Genomic DNA, 21,210 nt, shown 5'->3' with positions numbered 1-21,210 from the left:
TCTAAATATGTGAAAGGTTGTAGAAATTTTGAGGAATAAGTATTACTATTAACTTATATTCTTCAATATCACAGGTTACTATATTACTAATATGTAAATTTGTTGCATAATTTTTGTTTACATAATAGCGTTACATTTCTTATAAACTATACAAAGTACTCTTTAAGTACGAACCTTTGGGAGGGAAAAGTTACATGGCAAATTCTATGCAAACAGCAAGTATAGGAGATATTGTACTTTTTGACAGAAGGAATCAACAACACCAAGGAAAAGTTTTTCAAGTAAGAGAAAATAGCGTATTAGTGGAGCTAACAAAGGATGCTGCAAAAACATTAGGCTATGAGATGCCTAATACAGTCGTTCGCCACGGTAAGTATAGTATTATTTCTTAATTACAGATTCGTTCATTTAACCATTGGCAGTCAACTAAATTCAGACGGCCCAATTATGCACATAAATAGAATTCCCTTATCTATAATCTAAAAAGAAGTCTGGACTCCAGTTATTATTTGAGTCAGACTTCTTATATGAAATCTAAAAAATGATATAAAGTCCTAGGCCACATAGAATACTTCCGCCAAGTATCTCACTATATGCACCTAAAAATCCATGTACTTTTCTTCCTATAATCATTCCTGCCCATGTTAACATCATGCTAGTTGCTCCAAATAATATTAGGGTTAAGACCGTTTTAACGTTGGAAAGTCCTAAGCTCAGGCCAACAGAAAAGCTATCGATGCTTACACTTAAAGCAAATAGGATTAGACCGAATCCTGTCGTTTGGATGACTTTAACAGCCTTGTGATTAAAAGCAGAAAATACCATATGAGCACCTATCCCAAACAGTATTAATCCTCCTGTTAACATTGTCCATTCACCAATTCGCGCTGAAATTAATGTTCCTAGAACAATTCCTAAAAAAGGCAAAAGGAAATGGAACATCCCAATTACTATGCCAATAATTGCGATGCGTTTTAACCGAATCATTTGCATCCCAAGCCCTAGGCTCACCGAAAATGCATCCATTCCGACAGCTATTGCCATGAAGAAAAGAGATAAAAATTCACCTAAAGCCTTTTCCATTATTCGTCCCCCTTGGACATGCTTTTAAACTATATGATGTCCAGAGGGGAAATATGATAGTTATTCATGTATTAGTTTGCTAGCTGCCTTTTTCAGGCGATTCATGATAGCTTGTCCGATCCCAATTTCTTGGTAGGTTTCACATAATATGATATCTACTTCTCCATATTTGAAGCTACGTAAACCATCATATAAATTGGCAGCTACATCCTCTAATGATTCACCTAGCGAATGGGCATATACTTTTTCCTCTGATGACAATCTTTCTAAGGTATTCCGATTCGCTAACACGCCAACACTTTTTCCATCTGCAATTAAATTGTTTATTACTTGTTGCATATGCTTGAAGTCCCCATCGATAAGCCACATTGGAACCTCTGGTGCGTAATGCTTATACTTCATTCCAGGGGCTTTCGGCTTTTCTTTTGTTTCCCCTTTTTCAAAAGCCGGATCAATCAGAACCTTGCCAACAACCACTTCCAACTCTTCCAAAGTAATACCACCTGGTCTTAGGATTACTGGAATATCCTGTGTACAATCAATCACAGTTGATTCTACCCCTACACCAGTTGGCCCACCATCCACAACTCCAGCAATTCTTCCAGAGAGATCCTCCCATACATGATCTGCTGTCGTTGGACTAGGCTTACCAGATATATTTGCACTTGGTGCTGCAATAGGCAACCCACACGCCTTTATTAAAGCAAGTGCGACTGGATGACTTGGGATACGTACCCCTATTGTTGACAAGCCCGCGGTTACGTTTTCCGCACATACTCCATTACTTGGAAGTACATAGGTTATTGGCCCAGGTGAAAATGTTTCAATGAGTCTATCCACATAGTCAGGGACGTTTGTCACGAGATTTAGTAGCTGTTCTTTTGTTGCAACATGTGCAATTAGTGGATTGTCCTGTGGACGACCTTTTGCTTGAAAAATTTTTGCGACAGCATTCTTATTGGTTGCATCTGCACCTAATCCATATACAGTCTCTGTAGGAAATGCTACTGTGTCACCAATTATTAGATAGTTTGCTGCCTCTTGGATCATTTCATTACTTTTATTTATATTTTTGACTATGTTCCATCGTCTCGTATCAATCATAAATACTACCTCTCTTCTTTCCTTATTTTAGCGGATTAAAAACTGTTTCGCAAAGAGAGAAGTTTATCCACAAAAAAGAAATAATCTGCAGTTTATCCACAGATTTTTTGAAACATACGTCATTAATATCCACATATTAACCCATTATCCACAAAATTTATCTTTATTAACAGGGTTCTCCACAGGTTGTGCACATTTATTTGTGTATAATCCCATAACGATTAGGAAACTTCATATGCCCACCAATTCCCCTCATTCTGCTGGTAGCTCTGAATATCTATTGCTTCATTTTGTGGATGGAATTGTAGTGCATCTAATAAGATATCCACAATTGGTTGGTGACTATGTACATAAAGTTTTTTTGCTCGTTTTTCTTTTACTAATACAATAATTGTTTCAAATAGTATAGGTAGATTCATAGCTGCTTCTTTAGCAATGTAGAGCTGTTTTAGCCAGTAAACTCCACCTTTTACAGAAGAGAGCACAAAGCAAGCCTTGATTTCACCATTTATTTCGACCAGATAACCATCCTGAATTAAGCTTTCCTTATCCACTTGATCTGTGGTGTTAATAAATGCTTCGACCTTTTCTATCGGTACCTCACTTGCGATTAATACTTTCATTTTTCCCACCTCTATCTGCGAAAGAATTTTTATAGAAAACAAGCTCTATCAATCTTTATCAGAGTCTTGCTTCTCTATCATTTTATGCAGAGACTTATTATTCTATGACCATCCTAGCCATTCTAATAGGAAAAATTTAATTTTTAATCCTTTTTCTTCATCTACCTGTTCCTCTTCTAATCCACCAGGAATTGCTTCTGCCACACTAATACCATTAGAAAAATCTAAGAAACAAAGAGGCGGAAATAAAACACACCACCAATTAGAGCCTTCTCCCTCACCAATCGTAATTAATATAGCTTCGTATTCACCTGCAGGATATAGGTAGGATCCATAAATTTTTGTAGGAAAGCTTACACTATCATTATATTCTACATCAAAGCTCCTATTTTCCCCTTCTTCTTCTAACGTTCTCTTTACAATATCTTTAATTTCAGGAATCCTATTTTCTAATAAGGCTCGAGCTTCTTCAATATCTGAAATATCGGCTACCCAATCGGTAATAGCAGCATTTACCTGATCTCTAACTATGCGCTTAATTTGTTGGTCTGCTTCGTTATCACTATTTGCTAGAATCCGTAAACGAATTGCATCATCAGGAATAACCTGATAATCCGAATAATTTTCTTGCCCTTTACCCTTTACAGGTAATGAGACTGCAATGATAATGAGAATAATTAGGATAATCGTTAGTTTTTTCATTTCCTCTTCCCCCATAACAGAACATGAGAATAGTTCCCCCTGTCCTAATATTTCCATGTAGTCACAGTATGGTCTTAGAGAAGAGTTTTTAAACTACTAATCTAGTAATTTTTAAAGTTTTATGAGAATAATAAGACAATCATAGACTTTATTTATTATCTAAGAGAGGAAAGAGAAATGAAGCAGCATCTTCTGGCCAATATATTCGATAATAACCATCGAGAAATAATATGAATGACTACTATAGCTTTATTTACAAAAAATAAAACTACACCTTCCATGGCGATTTCTTTTCGTTCCATATCCGGGCAGTTTCATGTTTTTTCAGTAAGTATAGCTGTTTAAAGTTGAGCAAAAACGATTCTATCTTTTCCATTGATATCCTTGATTATATTTGTCGTGCTTTTAGGAAACTTTTCCTTAATAAGTGCTTGAACTGCTTCACCTTGTAAATAGCCAATTTCAAAGGCTACACTACCATTCGGTAGTATCACTTGTGGGAGCTGGCTGCAGATTTTCTGATAGGCTGCCAGTCCATTTTCCGCTGCAAACAATGCTAATTCTGGATCATGATTTACAACCGTATCAGAAAGTTCCTCCCTCTCTGCCTCGGAAATATATGGTGGATTAGAAACTACTATGTCTGCTTTAATATTTTTATCGATGACAGGTTCGAGAAAATTTCCTTGTAAAAAGGTAATATTTGCTTGTAAATTTCTCGCATTCGCTCTAGCTGTTCGGAGCGCTTCTTCGGAAATATCCGTAGCAATAATCTTTGCATTAGGAACTTCCAGTGCAAGAGTAATAGCAATAACACCACTGCCTGTACCTACATCCACAATCGTAATTGATTCATTTTCTGGTAAGTGGTTTATTACATGTTGCACAAGCTCCTCGGTTTCAGGACGAGGAATTAAAACATGTGAGTTAACGGAAAATTTTCTGCCATAAAAGTGTTCATAGCCAGTTAAATGCTGAATTGGCACACCAGTCTTCACATGGTCCTCGATGTCAGCGTGAAATTTTTCCACAATTTCATTCGGAATCTCATCTCTCATTCGGGCATAGAACTGTGTTCTCGATACACCTAAATGATGCTGAAGTAATAAATCAGCTACACGTGTTTCACGATTATTTTTTTCTAAAAAAAGAGAAGCCCACTGTAGGACTTCATATTGTTTTTGAGACATGTTATTCACCAATTTGCTCTAGTTTTTTGGCTTGCTCTTCCATAATCAATGCATCAATCACTTCATCTAGCTTACCCTCTAGAATTTGATCAAGCTTTTGAATGGTAAGTCCAATTCGGTGATCTGTTACACGATTTTGTGGGAAATTATACGTGCGAATTCGCTCCGAACGGTCCCCAGTTCCAACGGCCATTTTACGGTGTTCATCGTACTCGGCCTGTGCTTCCTGTTGGAATTTATCATATACACGAGCACGAAGTATCTTCATTGCTTTTTCTTTGTTTTTAATCTGTGACTTTTCATCCTGCATCGAAACAACAATTCCTGTTGGTATGTGTGTTAAACGCACAGCAGACATGGTCGTGTTAACACTTTGTCCCCCTGGTCCACTGGATGCAAATAGATCCACACGGATATCCTTATCATGAAGCTCCACTTCTACCTCTTCAGCCTCAGGTAAAACAGCAACCGTTGCAGTAGATGTATGAATTCGGCCACCAGATTCGGTTTCTGGGACACGTTGAACACGATGAGCTCCATTTTCAAACTTCAGCTTAGAGTAAGCACCCTGACCTTTAACCATGAAAATGATTTCTTTATATCCACCAACACCGGTAGTATGTGCATCCATTACTTCTGCTTTCCATCCTTGACTCTCTACATAACGTGTATACATGCGGTACAAGTCCCCAGCAAATAATGCAGCCTCATCCCCACCAGCAGCACCACGAATTTCCACGAATACATCCTTGTCATCATTCGGGTCCTTTGGTAATAGAAGAATCTTCATTTTCTCTTCCAACTCTTCTTTTAACTTACTAAGCTCAGAGATTTCTGATTTAACCATATCATACATCTCTTTGTCTAAGTCGTCCTCCAGCATTTCCTTAGCGTCCTTCAGCTGCTCTGTTACTTCTTTATATTCACGATACGCCTGAACCACATCCTCCAGTCCAGACTGCTCCTTGGAATACTCTCGTAATTTATTTGTATCACTAATTACTTCCGGATCACTTAATAACTCATTTAATTTATTATAACGATCTTCTAAAGCTTGTAATCGATCTAACATCACGGTCACCTCACTCAGATTAACAGTATAATTATAGTATACAAAGGGGTAGAGGTCAAAATATCTTTAAAAAACGAGATGGTACAAGGAACCTAATCAGAACTTCGAAAGAAAATGTCATCGTCTCTTTGACTGTTTCTGTGAATAATGTGTTATATCAGCGACTTTATTCATTTTATCAGCGAATCTTGCCATTTATCAGCGTTTACATTATTTTATCAGCGTATTTTTCTACTTATCAGCGATTTTGTATTCTTAAAGAATCTAACCTATACTTTCGCCCTTTATTGATCCCAATCTGCTCATAGCCCCCTTGCTGAAGCAATCTTTTCACTACGTGTGGTGAACTAACCTGTAAAAATTCTCTTGCTGCTTTATTAGTAATCGTTGAACTAATTAAATAGCTATAGTCTGATAATGCCTGTATGTGAGCATCCGTTGATTGAAAACCACATTTTGAACATACCCATTTTTGATGTTCCCTTATCATTGGCACAAAAGAGCATTCTGGACAAAACACTCCTCTAATAAGGTCATTAATTGTTATTCGGTATGAATCGAAAAAGTTCCTGTCACTTTCTTGATGGGACTCAACTAATCGTTTTGCTATATTTTTCGGTTTTCTAATTGTGATTGTGGTTGGATTATACAGATTATCTAATTTATGAATATGAAATATTAACTGTTTGCTGTGGACGACTCTCTCAGGGATTTTACTTTTGGGGGTGGCTTTAATAATTGTACTGGGAAAGCTAATAACCACTAGGTATTCAACTGGATGAGCTGTAATACCAATTTTGTACAACCATTTTTTTAGCCGATATTGCTGGAGCTGTGCTTGAGGAATTGGATTGGGGAATCCTTCTTCTTTACCACCGTCACCTATTCTAATAACTTGATTATTCTCATCAAATAGAATGGTTCCGTACCAATTCTTCATTTCTAAGATTAAACAATACTTCTTACATATAATTAGCGAATCAATTTGGAAATAACCTTGTTCATCCTTAAGGCGTAAGTCATGGAGTATTAAGTTTTCTTTCTCCTCTAAGAAACGAAGTGGATAATCTACTTCTTTCTCACCTGTAATTTGCCGTCTCTTCCTCTTTAAATCCATTTGTAACCTTTCATAGTAGGGATGTGTTTGTGTAACTCTTCTTACAGCTGCTTCTAATTTATACAGTTCCTTTGGCTTAGTACGGTGTTTCACTATCATTTCTTCTTATCTCCTCCTTCCCTATTACAAATTCTACAAACAACAAATAATCCCTCTTTTAAACAAAAAAATGTTATTTATTCTTCTGATTAGATTAATAGCATTTATCAGCGCACTCGAGCTGGTTATCAGCGAATAATTTGTTATATCAGCGATTTATTAAAAATATCAGCGCACATTAAATTTTATCAGCGTTTTTGCAAATATATCAGCGAATATCCACTTTACAACACCACTCAACCAAAAAAGAGCACCCCATAAGATGCTCTTCTCGAATATCAAATAACTTACTTTCCAACATTTAGCAACTTCCGCATTCCCGCACTAGTTGGGCGGTTTGGGACTTCGTGGTGATGGCGGCATCTTGGTTCATACGATTCAGATGCCCCAACTAGGATAATGGGGTCGTTATAGGATGCTGGTTGTCCATTTATTAAGCGCTGTGTGCGACTTGCGGGAGATCCACAGATTGGGCAAATCGCATTAAGTTTCGTAACAGATTCAGCAAGAGTCATAAGCTCTGGCATTGGGCCGAATGGCTCACCACGGAAATCTAGGTCGAGACCAGCAGCTATAACACGGATACCCCGGTCTGCCAGTTGTTCTGCTACATAGACTATATCTTCATCGAAGAATTGTGCTTCATCAATTCCTACGATTTCTACATTCGATTCTATTTTTTCAAAGATTTCTGCTGAGCTATTGACTGGAATCGCTCTTACTGAGTTCCCATTGTGAGAAACTACGGCAACATCATCATAGCGATTATCAATTGCAGGTTTAAACACTTGAATTTTTTGGTTGGCATAAGTTGCTCTTCTTACTCTACGGATCAGTTCTTCGGATTTACCAGAAAACATGCTGCCACAGATTACTTCTAGCCAGCCGCTTTGATTCATAACATACATGTATCGGGATCTCCCTTCGTATCTTCTATGTTTAAAAAGTATTAGTCCAATAATTAGTTATAGCTAGCCGATACAGGTTTATCCTTCCCCATCAGCTAAATAAAAAACAGGCAAAGCACTAAAGATTTGCCTGTTTCTTACCGGCATGAGTAAACTCACCCAAGATTGTATCATTGACCACACTGCCATGCAGTAATAATCATCTTATTTCATATTATATTTCTTCTTGAAGCGATCAACACGTCCACCAACTGTGTCAGTTTTTTGCTTACCAGTATAGAATGGATGTGATTCTGAACTGATCTCAACACGAATTAATGGGTATGTGTTACCATCTTCCCACTCAATTGTTTCGTCTGAGTATTTCGTAGAGCCGCTTAAGAATTTGAAGTCTGAGCTAGTATCCAAAAATACTACTTTTCTGTACTCAGGATGAATTCCTTCTTTCATGTCTTTCCACTCCTTCTGCCCTGAATCCTTTGGAAACAGAGTTATTTTAGAGCCTCAGGTAGGTATAAACCTTTTCTAAACTCACTAAAAAATTATAACAGTGCGGAACACTGATTTCAAGTACAATTATATGAAATAATAGAGAAAATTAGTTTCTTGCTTCGTTTAATTACTTCGATCCACGTTTACGCTGCATTTCTTCTTCCACTTTTTGTAAAAATTCCTCATTTGTTTCGGATGCTTTTAATCTTCTTAGGAAACGTTCGAGAAAGTCTGGTGAGTCCTGCATTGTTTTGCGAATCGCCCACATCGTGTCTAACTGACTTTTTTCAACTAAAAGCTCTTCTTTACGAGTGCCTGAACGTAAAATATCGATTGCAGGGAAAATTCTCCGGTTTGCCAGGTTACGGTCTAAATGTAGCTCCATATTACCGGTTCCTTTGAATTCTTCATAAATGACATCATCCATACGTGATCCTGTATCAACAAGTGCCGTTGCCAGTATCGTGAAGCTACCACCCTCTTCAATATTTCGGGCTGCTCCAAAGAAACGCTTTGGACGGTGGAATGCTGCGGGGTCAATACCACCAGAAAGTGTACGACCACTAGGTGGAATAACTAAATTGTATGCCCGCGCCAAACGGGTAATACTATCCATTAATACAATGACGTCCCGTTTGTGCTCTACTAGTCGCATTGCTCGTTCCAAAACAAGCTCTGATACTTTAATATGGTTTTCTGGTACTTCATCAAATGTCGAACTTACTACATCAACCTCTGGGCTAACGGAACGTTCGATATCTGTTACCTCTTCTGGACGCTCGTCTACTAATAAAATAATTAATTTTGCTTCTGGATGGTTTAAGGTAATACTGTTTGCTATTTCCTTTAACAGCATCGTTTTACCAGCCTTAGGTGGTGCGACAATAAGTCCCCGCTGTCCAAATCCAACAGGTGCCATTAAATCCATAATTCTTGTTGAAAGTTTGTTTGATGCTGTCTCTAGCTTGATGAGACGATCTGGATATAATGCTGTTAGGGCTGGAAAGTGTACACGCTCCTTCGACGAGTCAGGGTCCTCTCCGTTTACAGCATCAACATGGAGTAATCCATAATATCGTTCATTTTCCTTCGGCGGGCGTACCTTCCCTGATACTTTATCCCCGTTTCTCAAATCAAATCTACGGATTTGCGATGCAGAAATATAAATATCCTCCGCACTAGCAGAGTAGTTAATTGGTCGCAAGAAACCGAAGCCCTCTGACGGAATAATTTCTAATACTCCATCCATAAATAGAAATCCATCTTTTTCTGCCTGTGCTTTTAAAATGGAAAATATTAATTCTTTTTTAGTTAATTTTGCATAATAGGATACCTTATATTCTCTTGCTAAGGCATAAATTTCTTTTAATGTTAATTCCTGAAGTTTACTTAATGTTAGTTCAGCCATCATTCATCACGCCTATTCCTTTAACATTTTTACTATTTTGATAGATACATTCCTGAGTATGTATGGTACAAATACGCAGTAAGGGGTCTGATTCTTTTAATCCTTGATAAGGCTTATCTGATTCGAATATATGAGATATTACTTCCTGATGTGAATACTTTGCGTAGAAGGGAAGAATATTAAGAAGCTAGAATAGAAGTTTTTAAATTTTATACATCCTCGCATTATTATTTCCAGTTTTTTGACTTATTATTTTGTATCGTATCCAAACAACTCTTATCTTAAACATTTACAATGTTAAACGTTTTAATTGGAATATTCAATACTTTTTTTGAAGAAATAGTTATCGTGAGGGATTGGAAAGTACTGATATAAAGGCACCTTCCAGTTAATTTGCAGATTAGTTAACAAATCTCCTTCTGCATAAATACAGAAGGAGATTTACTACTTATTCTGGTTTCATGACTAGATTTGGCTTCTTCTTAAGACTATGCTCGCCATCAATAAAACGTACTGTTCCACTCTTGGCGCGCATTACTACAGTTTGCGTTCTTGCTTTCGAACCTTTATACTGAACTCCCTTTAAGAGCTCTCCATCAGTAACGCCTGTTGCAGCAAAGATAGCATCTTCTCCACCACATAAATCATCCATATAGAAGATTTTGTTAATATCAGGAATACCCATTTTCTTGCATCGTTCTATCTCTGCATCATTTTGAGGCACAAGCTGTCCTTGCATCTCACCACCTAGACATTTTAAAGCAATAGCAGCAATTACCCCCTCTGGTGCTCCACCAATGCCCATAAACAAATCGACACCAGTGTTATCAAAAGCAGTATTAATGGCTGCGGCTACATCACCATCTTGAAATAGCTTAATTCTTGCACCAGCTGCACGAATCTCATCAATCACCTTTTCATGACGTGGACGATCCATAATCATGACAACTAGATCTTCAATATCTTTGTTTTTTGCTTCTGCTACAGCTTTTAAATTGTCAATGGTTGATGCATTGATATCTATCTTACCAACTGCTTCTGGCCCGACAGCTATTTTTTTCATGTACATATCTGGCGCATGAAGAACTTGCCCATGGTCACCAATAGCAATTACTGCAAGTGCATTAGTGGTTCCTCGTGCTACAATATTGGTTCCTTCTAATGGATCAACCGCTATATCTACCTTTGGTCCCACGCCAGTACCCAGTTTTTCACCAATATAAAGCATTGGTGCTTCATCCATTTCGCCTTCTCCAATAACAACCGTGCCTTGCATTGGAATAGTATTAAAAACATCGCGCATTGCCGTAGTTGCAGCATCATCAGCCTCTTCCTTTTTTCCTCTACCCATCCAACGGGCAGATGCAAGAGCTGCTGCCTCTGTAACGCGCACGATTTCCATTGTTAAACTTCTTTCCATCTTATCCATCTCCCTACTTGAAAATAGCCTCATCCCAAAGGTCTAATCAATGAAACGGATAACTTTGAAAAGTACCTTTTTCTAAGAATTTTGGAATTGTAATTCTTCCTCTTCAGACATATCCTCACGCCAAATGTTAGCACCAAGGCTATTTAATTTCTCTGTCATATTTTCATATCCTCGATCAATATGTTCTAGCCCAGTAATTTCAGTTATTCCATTAGCCATTAAGCCCGCAATTACTAACGCTGCTCCTGCTCGAAGGTCACTTGCTTTGACACGTGCCCCCTCAAGATTAACCGGTCCAGATACAATAGCTGAACCACCCTCGACCTTAATCAAAGCATTCATTCTTCGCAATTCATCAATATGCTTAAGCCGAGCAGAATAAATGGTATCTGTTACAACCCCGGTATGATGTGCTTTTGTTAGTAGGCTTGTAAATGGCTGCTGTAAATCTGTTGGGAATCCAGGATATACTAACGTTTTAATATCAACACTCTTTAGTGGGTTTTTTGCACGAGCAATATATAGTTGATCGTCTGAGTCTTCTACGGTGATACCCATCTCACGCAGTTTTGCAAGAAGTGATTCTAAATGCTGTGGAATCACATTATCGATAATTACTTCATTACCAGCCGCAGCCGCAGCAATCGCATATGTGCCTGCTTCGATACGGTCTGGAATGATCGTATGTCTGCAGCCGTGTAAAGAAGGGACTCCTTCAATTCGTATCACATCTGTCCCCACACCTTTTATCTTTGCACCCATATTGGTTAGTAAGGTAGCAACATCAATAATTTCTGGCTCTTTAGCTGCGTTTTCAATAATGGTTTTACCCTTTGCTTTTACAGCAGCAAGCATAATATTGATGGTGGCTCCAACACTTACAACGTCAAGATAAATTCGTGCACCACGTAATTCATTTGCCCGCAGGTAGATGGCACCCTGTTCATTGGTTACCTCCGCACCAAGTGCTTCAAAGCCTTTAATATGCTGGTCAATTGGACGTGGTCCTAGAAAACAGCCACCAGGAAGACCAATAACTGCCTTTTTAAATTTACCAAGCATTGCTCCCATAAAATAATAGGAAGCACGAAGCTTTTTGACCTTTCCATTTGGAAGTGGCATTGAAATCATATTTTCCGGGTTAATATGTATGGTCTGTCCATCCCAAGACACATTCCCGCCTATTTCCTCTAATAAATCACTTAGTGTATATACATCTGAAATTTGTGGCAGTCCTTCTATCGTAACCTCCGAGTCCGCAAGTATTGCAGCTGGGAGAAGTGCTACTGCGCTGTTTTTTGCTCCACTGATGCGTACTTTTCCGTTTAAGACATGACCGCCCTCTACTATCATCTTTTGCATTTTAAAACCCCGCTTTTGAGGTTGAGACTATTTTATAAAGGGATAACCATTATAAAGCAGACTCACACATATTTATTATGTTATCTAACTTAACTATCACTAGTATAGCTCATGAATATATTTTCTTCATGTTTTAAACGTCTAGATGGAATACTAGTTGTTATCTATTCATAGTTTGGTCATTCTCTATTTATTCCATGATTATTAATTTTGTTTGTTCCAATCCGCTAGAAACTTCTCAATTCCCTGGTCAGTTAATGGATGCTTGACTAACTGACTAAGAACTGAATAAGGTACAGTAGCAATATGTGCACCATGTAAAGCCGCATCCGTCACGTGTAGCGGATGTCTAATACTTGCTGCAATGATTTCCGTTGCAATATGGTGTCTATCAAAAATCTCGGCAATCGTTGCGATTAATTGCATTCCATCATGACCAATGTCATCTAACCTGCCAAGAAAAGGAGATACATAGGTTGCTCCTGCGCGTGCAGCTAATAATGCTTGATTCGCATTAAAAATAAGTGTGACATTGGTTTTAATCTTCTTATCACTAAATGCTTTGACAGCCTTCAAACCCTCTAAGGTCATTGGCACTTTAATCGTGATGTTAGGAGCGATTGCTGCTAATTCCATTCCTTCCTCAATCATTCCCTCTGCATCCTCCGCGATTACCTCTGCACTGACCGAGCCCTCTGTAACCTCTGCAGTTATTTCCTTTAAGCGATCATGAAAGGACACACCTTCTTTCGCTACAAGGCTTGGATTAGTTGTTACACCTGCTAAGACCCCTAATTGATTTGCAGAACGTATCTCATCAATGTTAGCTGTATCAATGAAAAATTTCATTTTTACCCTCCCCGTTTCTGTCTATAATTACAGGAACTGCCCAAACAGATGAGTTTATGAAAAAGTACTTATCTGAAAGGGCATTTCTATTTTACTATACTATTTTAAATTTAAGCTCTGTTTGAAGAACCAAATTCACGCATTTTGCCGATGACAGTTTGCTTAATTGCTTCAGTTCCTGGTCCAAGGTATTTGCGTGGATCGTATAGATTAGGTTTTTCATCTAAAACCTTACGAACTGCTTTAGCTTGTGCCATTTGGTTCTCTGTATTTACGTTAATCTTCGCTGTTCCAAATGATATAGCCTTTTGAATATCCTTTGTAGGAATTCCTGTTCCGCCATGTAGCACTAATGGAACCTGAGTTAGGTTTAATATTTCTTCCATTTCTTTAAAGCCAAGGTTTGGTTCACCTTGATATGGTCCATGAACAGAACCAAGAGCAGGAGCTAAACAGTCTATACCTGCCTCTTTTACAAGACGCACGCATTCCTTAGGATCGGCATAATTAATTCCGCCAATGACACCGTCTTCTTCTCCTCCAACTGTTCCAACCTCTGCTTCAACAGATACCCCACGTGAATGTGCCAGTTCCACAACTTTCTTTGTAATGGCAATATTCTCATCAATTGGAGAATGTGAAGCATCAATCATTACAGATGTAAATCCAGCTTCGATTGCTTGTTCACATTTTTCATAGCTTGAACCGTGGTCAAGATGGATTGCAACTGGAACGGTTGTACCATATTCCTCCATTAACGATTTTACCATCGCTACAACAACCTTAAAACCACCCATGTATTTACCTGCGCCTTCTGATACACCTAAAATAACAGGGGATTTTTCTTCCTCGGCAGCTTGTAGGATTGCTTGTATATACTCCAAATTATTAATATTGAATTGACCAACTGCATAGCCGTTTTCTTTACCTTTTTCTAGCATCTCTTTCATCGATACTAATGGCATTTGATTTCCTCCTTTTAAAAGAATGAAAAGTCCATTCACTATAGTTCACTTTCCATTTTAGAATACCAAAGTCCATTAGCTAGATGCAAGGTTATAGGGCTTATGTAATTACTCGCGAACTTTTCAGAAAATTCCTATTGCACTAGTAACTGATTAACAAATTCCTTTACTTCAAGCACATTAAATGGTTTTGATAATACTTTTTTTACATTTCGTAAGGTAATTACTTCATCCTTAATGTTTTCAACTAAACCACTCATTACTATAATAGATAGTTCTTTATGCTCTTTCTCTAATTGCTTGATTACTTCAACTCCATCCGTAATCGGAAGCTTGTAATCTATTATTAATAGGTCGAACGTATGGATAGATAATAGCTCAAGTGCTTCTTTTCCGCTTTTTGCGGTAAAGATTTCGTGTCTATCACTTTCTAGTAGATCCTCTAGCAATAACCGTATCCCCGCTTCGTCATCTACAATCAAAATTTTCTTTTTCATTTTATGACAACATCCCCCTTTTGCTAAACATATTCGATATAAAGAACAAAATTTCCTTCTTTTTAACGAACATTTTTTTGGTATTTTATACCTTTATTTATTGTTAATCCTTTTGTAAAGAACATCCTTATTGTTTACCCACTTCATTCGATCACTAAACTATAAGTTGAATATATCAAAAAAGTCGCGAAATGTGCCTAATATTGGCATATTTTGCGACTTTTCTACTATTATTTTCTTATTGCGTTTTTTATTTATGGTTACTATGTTCTACTGATGCTCCTATAAAACCTTTAAATAGGCTTCCAGGCCTAGTTGGGCGCGACTTAAATTCTGGGTGAAATTGACTAGCTACAAACCAAGGGTGATCCGAAATTTCAATTGTTTCCACTAATCTTCCATCTGGACTAGTTCCAGAAAAGATTAATCCTTTGGCTTCCATTTCTTCACGATACTCGTTATTAAACTCATAACGATGACGATGTCTCTCTTCAATTACTTCCTGATTGTCATAGGCCGCTTTGGTTTTCGTACCATCCTTTAATTTCACAGGGTATAAGCCTAAACGTAATGTTCCACCTAAATCCTTAACATCTTTTTGCTCTGGAAGTAGATCAATGACTGGATGAGTCGTAGCTGGATTAATTTCAGCTGAATGAGCATCTGTATATCCTAATACATTACGTGCAAATTCAACCGTTGCTAATTGCATGCCTAAGCAAATGCCTAGGAAAGGTATCTTATTTTCCCTTGCATAGCGAATAGCTTGGATTTTTCCTTCAATACCTCTATCACCAAAACCACCTGGCACTATAACACCATCCACATGTGAAAGCTCTTCATGGATTGCATTTTCATCTAATTTTTCCGCATTAATCCAATGAACATTTATATCTGTATCAAACACATATCCTGCATGCTTTAATGATTCCACCACAGAAATATAGGCATCCTGTAATTCTACATATTTACCGACCAAACCTATATCGATTTTTTTCTTCAGATGACTCACACGATCAACTAATTCCTTCCACTCCGTCATATCTGCTGGTGCAGTTTCTATACCAAAGTGATTACATACAAGCTGATCCAATTGTTGCTCTTGGAGGGCTAATGGAATTTGATAAAGATTTTCTGCATCCCGCATTTCAATGACGGCTTCCTTGCGAGTATCACAAAATAATGCAATTTTATCCTTCATTTCTTGGCTGATTCCATGTTCTGTTCGCAAAATTACCGCATCAGGTTGGATACCTAATGAACGCAATTCCTTAACGCTGTGTTGGGTAGGCTTTGTTTTTAATTCTCCTGCTGCTTTAATATAAGGAACAAGTGTACAATGCAAATACATAACATTTCGTCTACCTACTTCATTCTTCACCTGACGAATTGCTTCTAAGAATGGAAGAGACTCAATATCACCAACTGTTCCACCTATTTCAGTAATTACCACATCTGCTCCTGTTGCCTCACTCGCACGGAAAACCTGATCTTTAATTTCATTAGTAATATGTGGGATTACTTGTACTGTTCCACCTAAATAGTCTCCGCGACGTTCCTTTCTTATCACATTTGAATACACCTTACCAGTTGTAATATTGCTATACTTATTTAAATTCTCATCAATAAATCGTTCATAATGACCTAAATCAAGGTCTGTTTCTGCACCATCATCTGTTACAAAAACCTCCCCATGCTGATACGGGCTCATTGTACCTGGATCGACATTGATATATGGATCAAACTTTTGAATAGTAACCTTGAGTCCACGATTCTTTAATAATCTCCCTAATGATGCTGCTGTAATTCCTTTTCCTAATGATGACACTACGCCACCTGTGACAAAAATGTATTTAGCCACAATTATCCCTCTTTCTGTGTATGATAATAGATTATAAGTACGACCACTGTTTCATTTAGTGTGTACACATTCTTGATGATGAATCCTAGAAATACAAAACTCCCCAGTGGTTTTTTATAGAAAGAATCTGCTTCTTAGCAATTCTACTTATATAGAAAAGAAAAAACTCTTTTCTACCACTAGGGAATAGATTCCCGATTAAAGCTTGTATAAAACACAAAAAGCGTCTCCCCATAGTTAGGGGAAACGCTTGTAATTAATTGTTTTTAAGAGCCCAATATAAATTGTACTCACCTGTCCAAAAAAAGTCAAGCAGTCAAAACATTACTTTTCATCTTCAAATTCTTCGTCTTCCTCATCAATCTCATCTAATTCGTCTAATTCCTCATCTTCAAGATCTTCGTCTTCATCGAAATCGTATTCTTCTTCATCAATGTCATCAAAGTCTTCATCGTCTTCATCATCAAGATCAATGAAGTCTTCCTCTTCATCAATGTCGTCTTCCACTTCATCTTCTAGATCAAGATCTATTTCATCATCATCTAATTCTAAATCTAAATCATCGTCCTCGTCTAATAGCTTCTTCTTCGCCTTTTTCTTCTTCTTCGGTTCATTTTGAATATCTTCATCCATTTGCTCAACAGGATACCAGCGTTTCAGTCCCCACATGTTAGAGCCCAATGTAATAAATCTACCATCCACATTTATATCTGTGTAAAATTGTGATAATAGATCGTCTCTTTGATCTGCAGTTAGCTCTTTCATTTCAGCTATTTTGTTGAAAATATCTCTGAAATCCATTGCTTTCTTTTCTACAAGTAAAATTTCCTTTGCTAATTCAAGCATTGACATGCTTTTGATATCCTCGCGGCTAAGATTTTCCAAGCTCACAATACCGCACTCCCTTTTCTTTAATATAAAATTCCACATATTTTCTATTGAAAAGTTAATTCACAAGAAGGAATTATTCTTGATGGAAACTGTTTATAACGGTGTATAGTCATAAAGCTATCATTCATTATAAACAAATCTTAGGGAATTTATCAAATTTATTTACATTCTTACTTATTTGTGGCTGAAGGTATACGATAAATCAACGTGCTTCCACTTTTGTTTAATAGCACCCTGGAACTATCGGAAATTTATTCTCTGTTTTTCCAAACTGAGCGTCTTCAATTCTAGTTGTTACATATTCCTTCGATATTTGCCACCGACTTGGTAAAGGGCGTTTGTGATTTGACCTAGACTCGCAAATTTTACTGTTTCCATTAGTTCTTCAAAGATATTCCCACCTGATTCGGCAACGGATTTTAACCGTTCCAAAGCTGGACCAGCTTGATCTATATTCTTTTCTTGGAACTCCTTTAATTGCTGAATTTGATGTTCTTTTTCTTCTGTTGTTGCTCGAGCCAATTCCATCGAATCAATTGCTTCCTCAGACGGTGGATTAGGATTCAAGTAAGTGTTCACTCCAATGATTGGAAGTTCACCGGAATGCTTCTTTCCTTCATAATATAAGGACTCCTCCTGGATTTTGCCTCGTTGGTATTGGCGTTCCATGGCTCCTAATACCCCACCTCGATCATTGATTCGTTCAAATTCTTGAAGAACCGCTTCTTCGACTAAATCGGTTAGCTCCTCCACGATAAAGGACCCCTGTAATGAATTTTCATTCTTAGTCAAACCAAACTCACGGTTAATAATCATCTGAATTGCCATTGCCCGACGAACGGATTCCTCTGTTGGGGTGGTTATTGCCTCATCATAAGCATTCGTATGAAGTGAGTTTGTATTATCTTGAATAGCAATTAATGCTTGTAGGGTCGTACGAATATCATTAAAATCAATTTCCTGTGCATGTAAGGAACGTCCAGAAGTTTGAATATGATATTTCAGCTTTTGACTACGTTCATTAGCACCGTATTTGTCTCGCATCGTTATAGCCCAAATCCGACGTGCAACTCGACCAATTACCGTGTACTCAGGGTCTAACCCGTTCGAGAAAAAGAAGGATAAATTCGGTGCAAATTGATTAATATCCATCCCACGGCTCAAATAATATTCTACATACGTAAAACCATTAGCTAAAGTAAACGCAAGCTGGGTAATAGGATTCGCTCCAGCCTCAGCAATGTGATAACCAGAAATAGATACGGAATAATAATTACGAACATTATGATCGATAAAGTATTGTTGAATATCTCCCATCATTCGTAATGCGAATTCCGTAGAGAAAATACAGGTGTTTTGTCCTTGATCCTCTTTTAGAATATCTGCTTGGACAGTACCACGAACAACTGCTAATGTCTCCCGTTTTATGGTTTCATATTCTTCATTATTAGGTTTACGCCCGTTTTCCTGTTCAAATTTATTTATCTGTTGATCAATTGCCGTGTTAAAGAACATGGCTAATATAATCGGTGCTGGCCCATTTATTGTCATTGAAACTGATGTTAATGGATTCGTTAAATCAAATCCTTTATACAGCTTTTTCATATCCTCTAATGTACAAACATTCACACCACTTTCTCCGACCTTTCCATAAATGTCTGGACGATAGGCTGGGTCCTCTCCATATAATGTTACCGAGTCAAAGGCCGTTGAAAGTCGTTTTGCGTCATCGTTTTTGGATAAATAATGGAAGCGTCGGTTCGTGCGTTCTGGGGTTCCTTCACCAGCAAACTGACGTGTTGGATCCTCCCCTTGACGCTTGAAGGGGAATACTCCCGCCGTAAATGGAAAAGCCCCTGGAACGTTTTCCCTCAGCTGCCATAGAAGTCTTTCCCCCCAGTCCATATATTTCGGAAAAGCAACCTTTGGAATTTTCAGGCCAGCTAGGGATTCTGTAGTGAGATCCATCTGAATTTCCTTATTACGAACCTTAAAAGTAAATGTATCCCCTGAATACTGTTCCTTTAACGAATCCCAGGATTCCAATAATTTTTTTGCATTAGGATGTAGCTTAGCTTCATAGGTTGTATAGGTTTTATTTAATTTGTTCTTAACCGTTTCATCCTCTGCTATTTCAATAGCACCTTGTAGCTGATACAATCTACGAGCAACCTCACTCTGCTCCTTCGCTTGTTTATGATAATTACGGACATGACTAGCAATTTCACGTAAGTAATGACGTCGATCGTTCGGTATGATTAGATTTTGCTTTTCCGAGACGGTATGACGATCAAAACTTACTTTTTCATCCCAATTGTACTTGTCATTTAATTTGTCGATTATAGCCGCAAATAATGCATTTGTACCTGAATCATTAAACTGGCTAGCAATCGTTCCAAATACAGGAAACGTTTTTTTGTCTTGATGGAAAAGCATATGGCTTCTTTCATATTGCTTGCGAACTTGATTTAATGCATCCTCTGAACCCTTCTGTTCAAATTTATTAATTACAATAAAATCCGCAAAATCTATCATATCAATCTTTTCAAGCTGAGTAGGTGCGCCATATTCGGAGGTCATCACATACATGGATAGGTCTGTAATCTCGGTTATTGCCGCATCCCCCTGCCCGATTCCACTTGTCTCGACAACAATAAAATCAAAGCCTGAGGCACGAATAATCTGAATAACATCCTCAATTGCCTTTGAGAGCTCACTTCTTGAATCTCTTGTTGCAAGAGAGCGCATATACACGCGTTCCGTAAAAATTGCATTCATGCGAATTCGGTCACCAAGAAGTGCGCCACCTGTTTTACGTTTTGTTGGATCAATGGAGATAATTGCAATTTTACGGTTTGGTATTTCATTAATGAAGCGTCTAATTAGCTCGTCTGTCAAGGAGCTTTTCCCAGCACCACCAGTACCTGTAATTCCTAGCACTGGGATGGAGTCATCAACATATTTGCTTAGTTCCTCAAGTATCGATTGTTTTTCTTTAAGATTTGTCTCTTCATTTTCCACAAAGGTTATCATTCTAGCAATTGCCTGACGATCTCCACTGCGTAATTTTTCTAGCTGCAAGTTTAAATCAAAAGGTGGTAGGAAGTCACACTCCTCTAACATGACATTAATCATCCCCTGAAGTCCAAGCTCCCTACCATCATCTGGGGAGAAGATTCGTGTCACACCATATTGATGTAATTCCTTTATTTCACGTGGGATGATAACTCCACCACCGCCACCAAATACTTTAATATGCTCCGCACCAAGTTCTTTTAATAAATCAACCATGTATTTAAAGTATTCGACATGCCCACCTTGATAAGAGGAAATTGCGATTCCTTGCACATCCTCCTGGATAGCAGCATGAACAACCTCTTCAACCGAGCGGTTATGGCCTAAATGAATAACCTCAGCGCCACTTGATTGTAAGATTCGACGCATAATGTTAATGGATGCATCATGACCATCAAATAAACTGGATGCAGTCACAAAACGAACTGGATGCTTTGTTTTATAAGGTATTGTTGCTTGCACCATCATCAACCCTTCCAATTC

At 37.9% G+C, this 21,210-nt stretch carries 19 protein-coding genes; 1 reads left to right on the top strand and 18 read right to left on the bottom strand.

Translation table 11 applies throughout. From position 1 onward, the window contains the following. Positions 1–194: 194 nt before the first annotated feature. Positions 195–392 (top strand): DUF2187 family protein, encoded by a 198-nt coding sequence (locus KI338_RS07315; protein WP_212920351.1) that lies wholly within the window; start codon positions 195–197, stop codon positions 390–392. 142 nt (positions 393–534) lie between these two features. On the opposite strand, the gene KI338_RS07310 is transcribed toward KI338_RS07315, so the two are convergent. From KI338_RS07310 to icmF, 18 genes are all read right to left on the bottom strand, one after another. Continuing rightward, the gene (locus KI338_RS07310; protein ID WP_212920350.1) at positions 535–1,083 is read right to left on the bottom strand and encodes a manganese efflux pump MntP; all 549 of its coding nucleotides are present in this window, start codon (positions 1,081–1,083) and stop codon (positions 535–537) included. A gap of 60 nt (positions 1,084–1,143) precedes the next feature. Then, the gene (locus KI338_RS07305) at positions 1,144–2,187 is read right to left on the bottom strand and encodes an L-threonylcarbamoyladenylate synthase (RefSeq protein WP_212920349.1); all 1,044 of its coding nucleotides are present in this window, start codon (positions 2,185–2,187) and stop codon (positions 1,144–1,146) included. A gap of 221 nt (positions 2,188–2,408) precedes the next feature. Further along, the gene (locus tag KI338_RS07300) at positions 2,409–2,810 is read right to left on the bottom strand and encodes a hypothetical protein (RefSeq protein WP_212920348.1); all 402 of its coding nucleotides are present in this window, start codon (positions 2,808–2,810) and stop codon (positions 2,409–2,411) included. 102 nt (positions 2,811–2,912) lie between these two features. Further along, on the bottom strand, positions 2,913–3,512 hold the full coding sequence (gene spoIIR / locus KI338_RS07295; RefSeq protein ID WP_212920347.1) for a stage II sporulation protein R: 600 nt from the start codon (positions 3,510–3,512) through the stop codon (positions 2,913–2,915). Positions 3,513–3,853: 341 nt separating this feature from the next. Continuing rightward, complete coding sequence (prmC, locus tag KI338_RS07290; RefSeq protein WP_212920346.1) at positions 3,854–4,702, bottom strand: peptide chain release factor N(5)-glutamine methyltransferase; 849 nt, start codon at positions 4,700–4,702, stop codon at positions 3,854–3,856. 1 nt (position 4,703) lies between these two features. Beyond that, entirely contained in the window at positions 4,704–5,774 is a 1,071-nt protein-coding gene (gene prfA, locus KI338_RS07285; RefSeq protein WP_212920345.1) for a peptide chain release factor 1, read from the bottom strand. Positions 5,775–6,012: 238 nt separating this feature from the next. Next, entirely contained in the window at positions 6,013–6,990 is a 978-nt protein-coding gene (locus KI338_RS07280) for a nuclease-related domain-containing protein (protein WP_212920344.1), read from the bottom strand. A 287-nt stretch (positions 6,991–7,277) separates the two neighbouring features. Then, positions 7,278–7,898, bottom strand: coding sequence for a thymidine kinase (locus KI338_RS07275; RefSeq protein ID WP_212920343.1), 621 nt, complete (start codon positions 7,896–7,898; stop codon positions 7,278–7,280). Positions 7,899–8,102: 204 nt separating this feature from the next. Next, positions 8,103–8,348 (bottom strand): type B 50S ribosomal protein L31, encoded by a 246-nt coding sequence (locus KI338_RS07270; RefSeq protein ID WP_212920342.1) that lies wholly within the window; start codon positions 8,346–8,348, stop codon positions 8,103–8,105. Positions 8,349–8,517: 169 nt separating this feature from the next. Next, on the bottom strand, positions 8,518–9,798 hold the full coding sequence (gene rho / locus KI338_RS07265; protein WP_212920597.1) for a transcription termination factor Rho: 1,281 nt from the start codon (positions 9,796–9,798) through the stop codon (positions 8,518–8,520). Between the two features lie 448 nt (positions 9,799–10,246). Continuing rightward, positions 10,247–11,218 (bottom strand): class II fructose-bisphosphatase, encoded by a 972-nt coding sequence (gene glpX / locus KI338_RS07260; RefSeq protein WP_212920341.1) that lies wholly within the window; start codon positions 11,216–11,218, stop codon positions 10,247–10,249. Between the two features lie 81 nt (positions 11,219–11,299). Continuing rightward, positions 11,300–12,589 carry a UDP-N-acetylglucosamine 1-carboxyvinyltransferase gene (murA, locus tag KI338_RS07255; RefSeq protein WP_212920340.1) on the bottom strand — a complete coding sequence of 430 codons (1,290 nt, stop codon included), beginning with the start codon at positions 12,587–12,589 and terminating at the stop codon, positions 11,300–11,302. Positions 12,590–12,793: 204 nt separating this feature from the next. After that, complete coding sequence (fsa, locus tag KI338_RS07250) at positions 12,794–13,438, bottom strand: fructose-6-phosphate aldolase (protein WP_212920339.1); 645 nt, start codon at positions 13,436–13,438, stop codon at positions 12,794–12,796. Between the two features lie 110 nt (positions 13,439–13,548). Next, positions 13,549–14,403, bottom strand: a complete 855-nt coding sequence (locus KI338_RS07245) for a class II fructose-bisphosphate aldolase (RefSeq protein WP_212920338.1) — start codon at positions 14,401–14,403, stop codon at positions 13,549–13,551. A 134-nt stretch (positions 14,404–14,537) separates the two neighbouring features. Continuing rightward, positions 14,538–14,900: a response regulator gene (locus KI338_RS07240; protein ID WP_212920337.1), complete on the bottom strand. Its 363-nt coding sequence runs from the start codon at positions 14,898–14,900 to the stop codon at positions 14,538–14,540. 250 nt (positions 14,901–15,150) lie between these two features. After that, positions 15,151–16,761, bottom strand: coding sequence for a CTP synthase (gene pyrG, locus KI338_RS07235; RefSeq protein WP_212920336.1), 1,611 nt, complete (start codon positions 16,759–16,761; stop codon positions 15,151–15,153). A gap of 324 nt (positions 16,762–17,085) precedes the next feature. Beyond that, positions 17,086–17,652: a DNA-directed RNA polymerase subunit delta gene (rpoE, locus tag KI338_RS07230; RefSeq protein WP_212920335.1), complete on the bottom strand. Its 567-nt coding sequence runs from the start codon at positions 17,650–17,652 to the stop codon at positions 17,086–17,088. Between the two features lie 294 nt (positions 17,653–17,946). Continuing rightward, a complete protein-coding gene (gene icmF, locus KI338_RS07225) occupies positions 17,947–21,192 on the bottom strand; it encodes a fused isobutyryl-CoA mutase/GTPase IcmF (RefSeq protein WP_212920596.1) in 3,246 nt (1,081 codons plus the stop codon). Positions 21,193–21,210 lie beyond the last annotated feature (18 nt).

The sequence above is a fragment of the Ornithinibacillus bavariensis genome (genome assembly GCF_018333235.1).
Classification (GTDB): Bacteria; Bacillota; Bacilli; order Bacillales; family Amphibacillaceae; genus Ornithinibacillus; species Ornithinibacillus bavariensis.
This window is presented reverse-complemented; position numbering and strand designations above follow the sequence as displayed.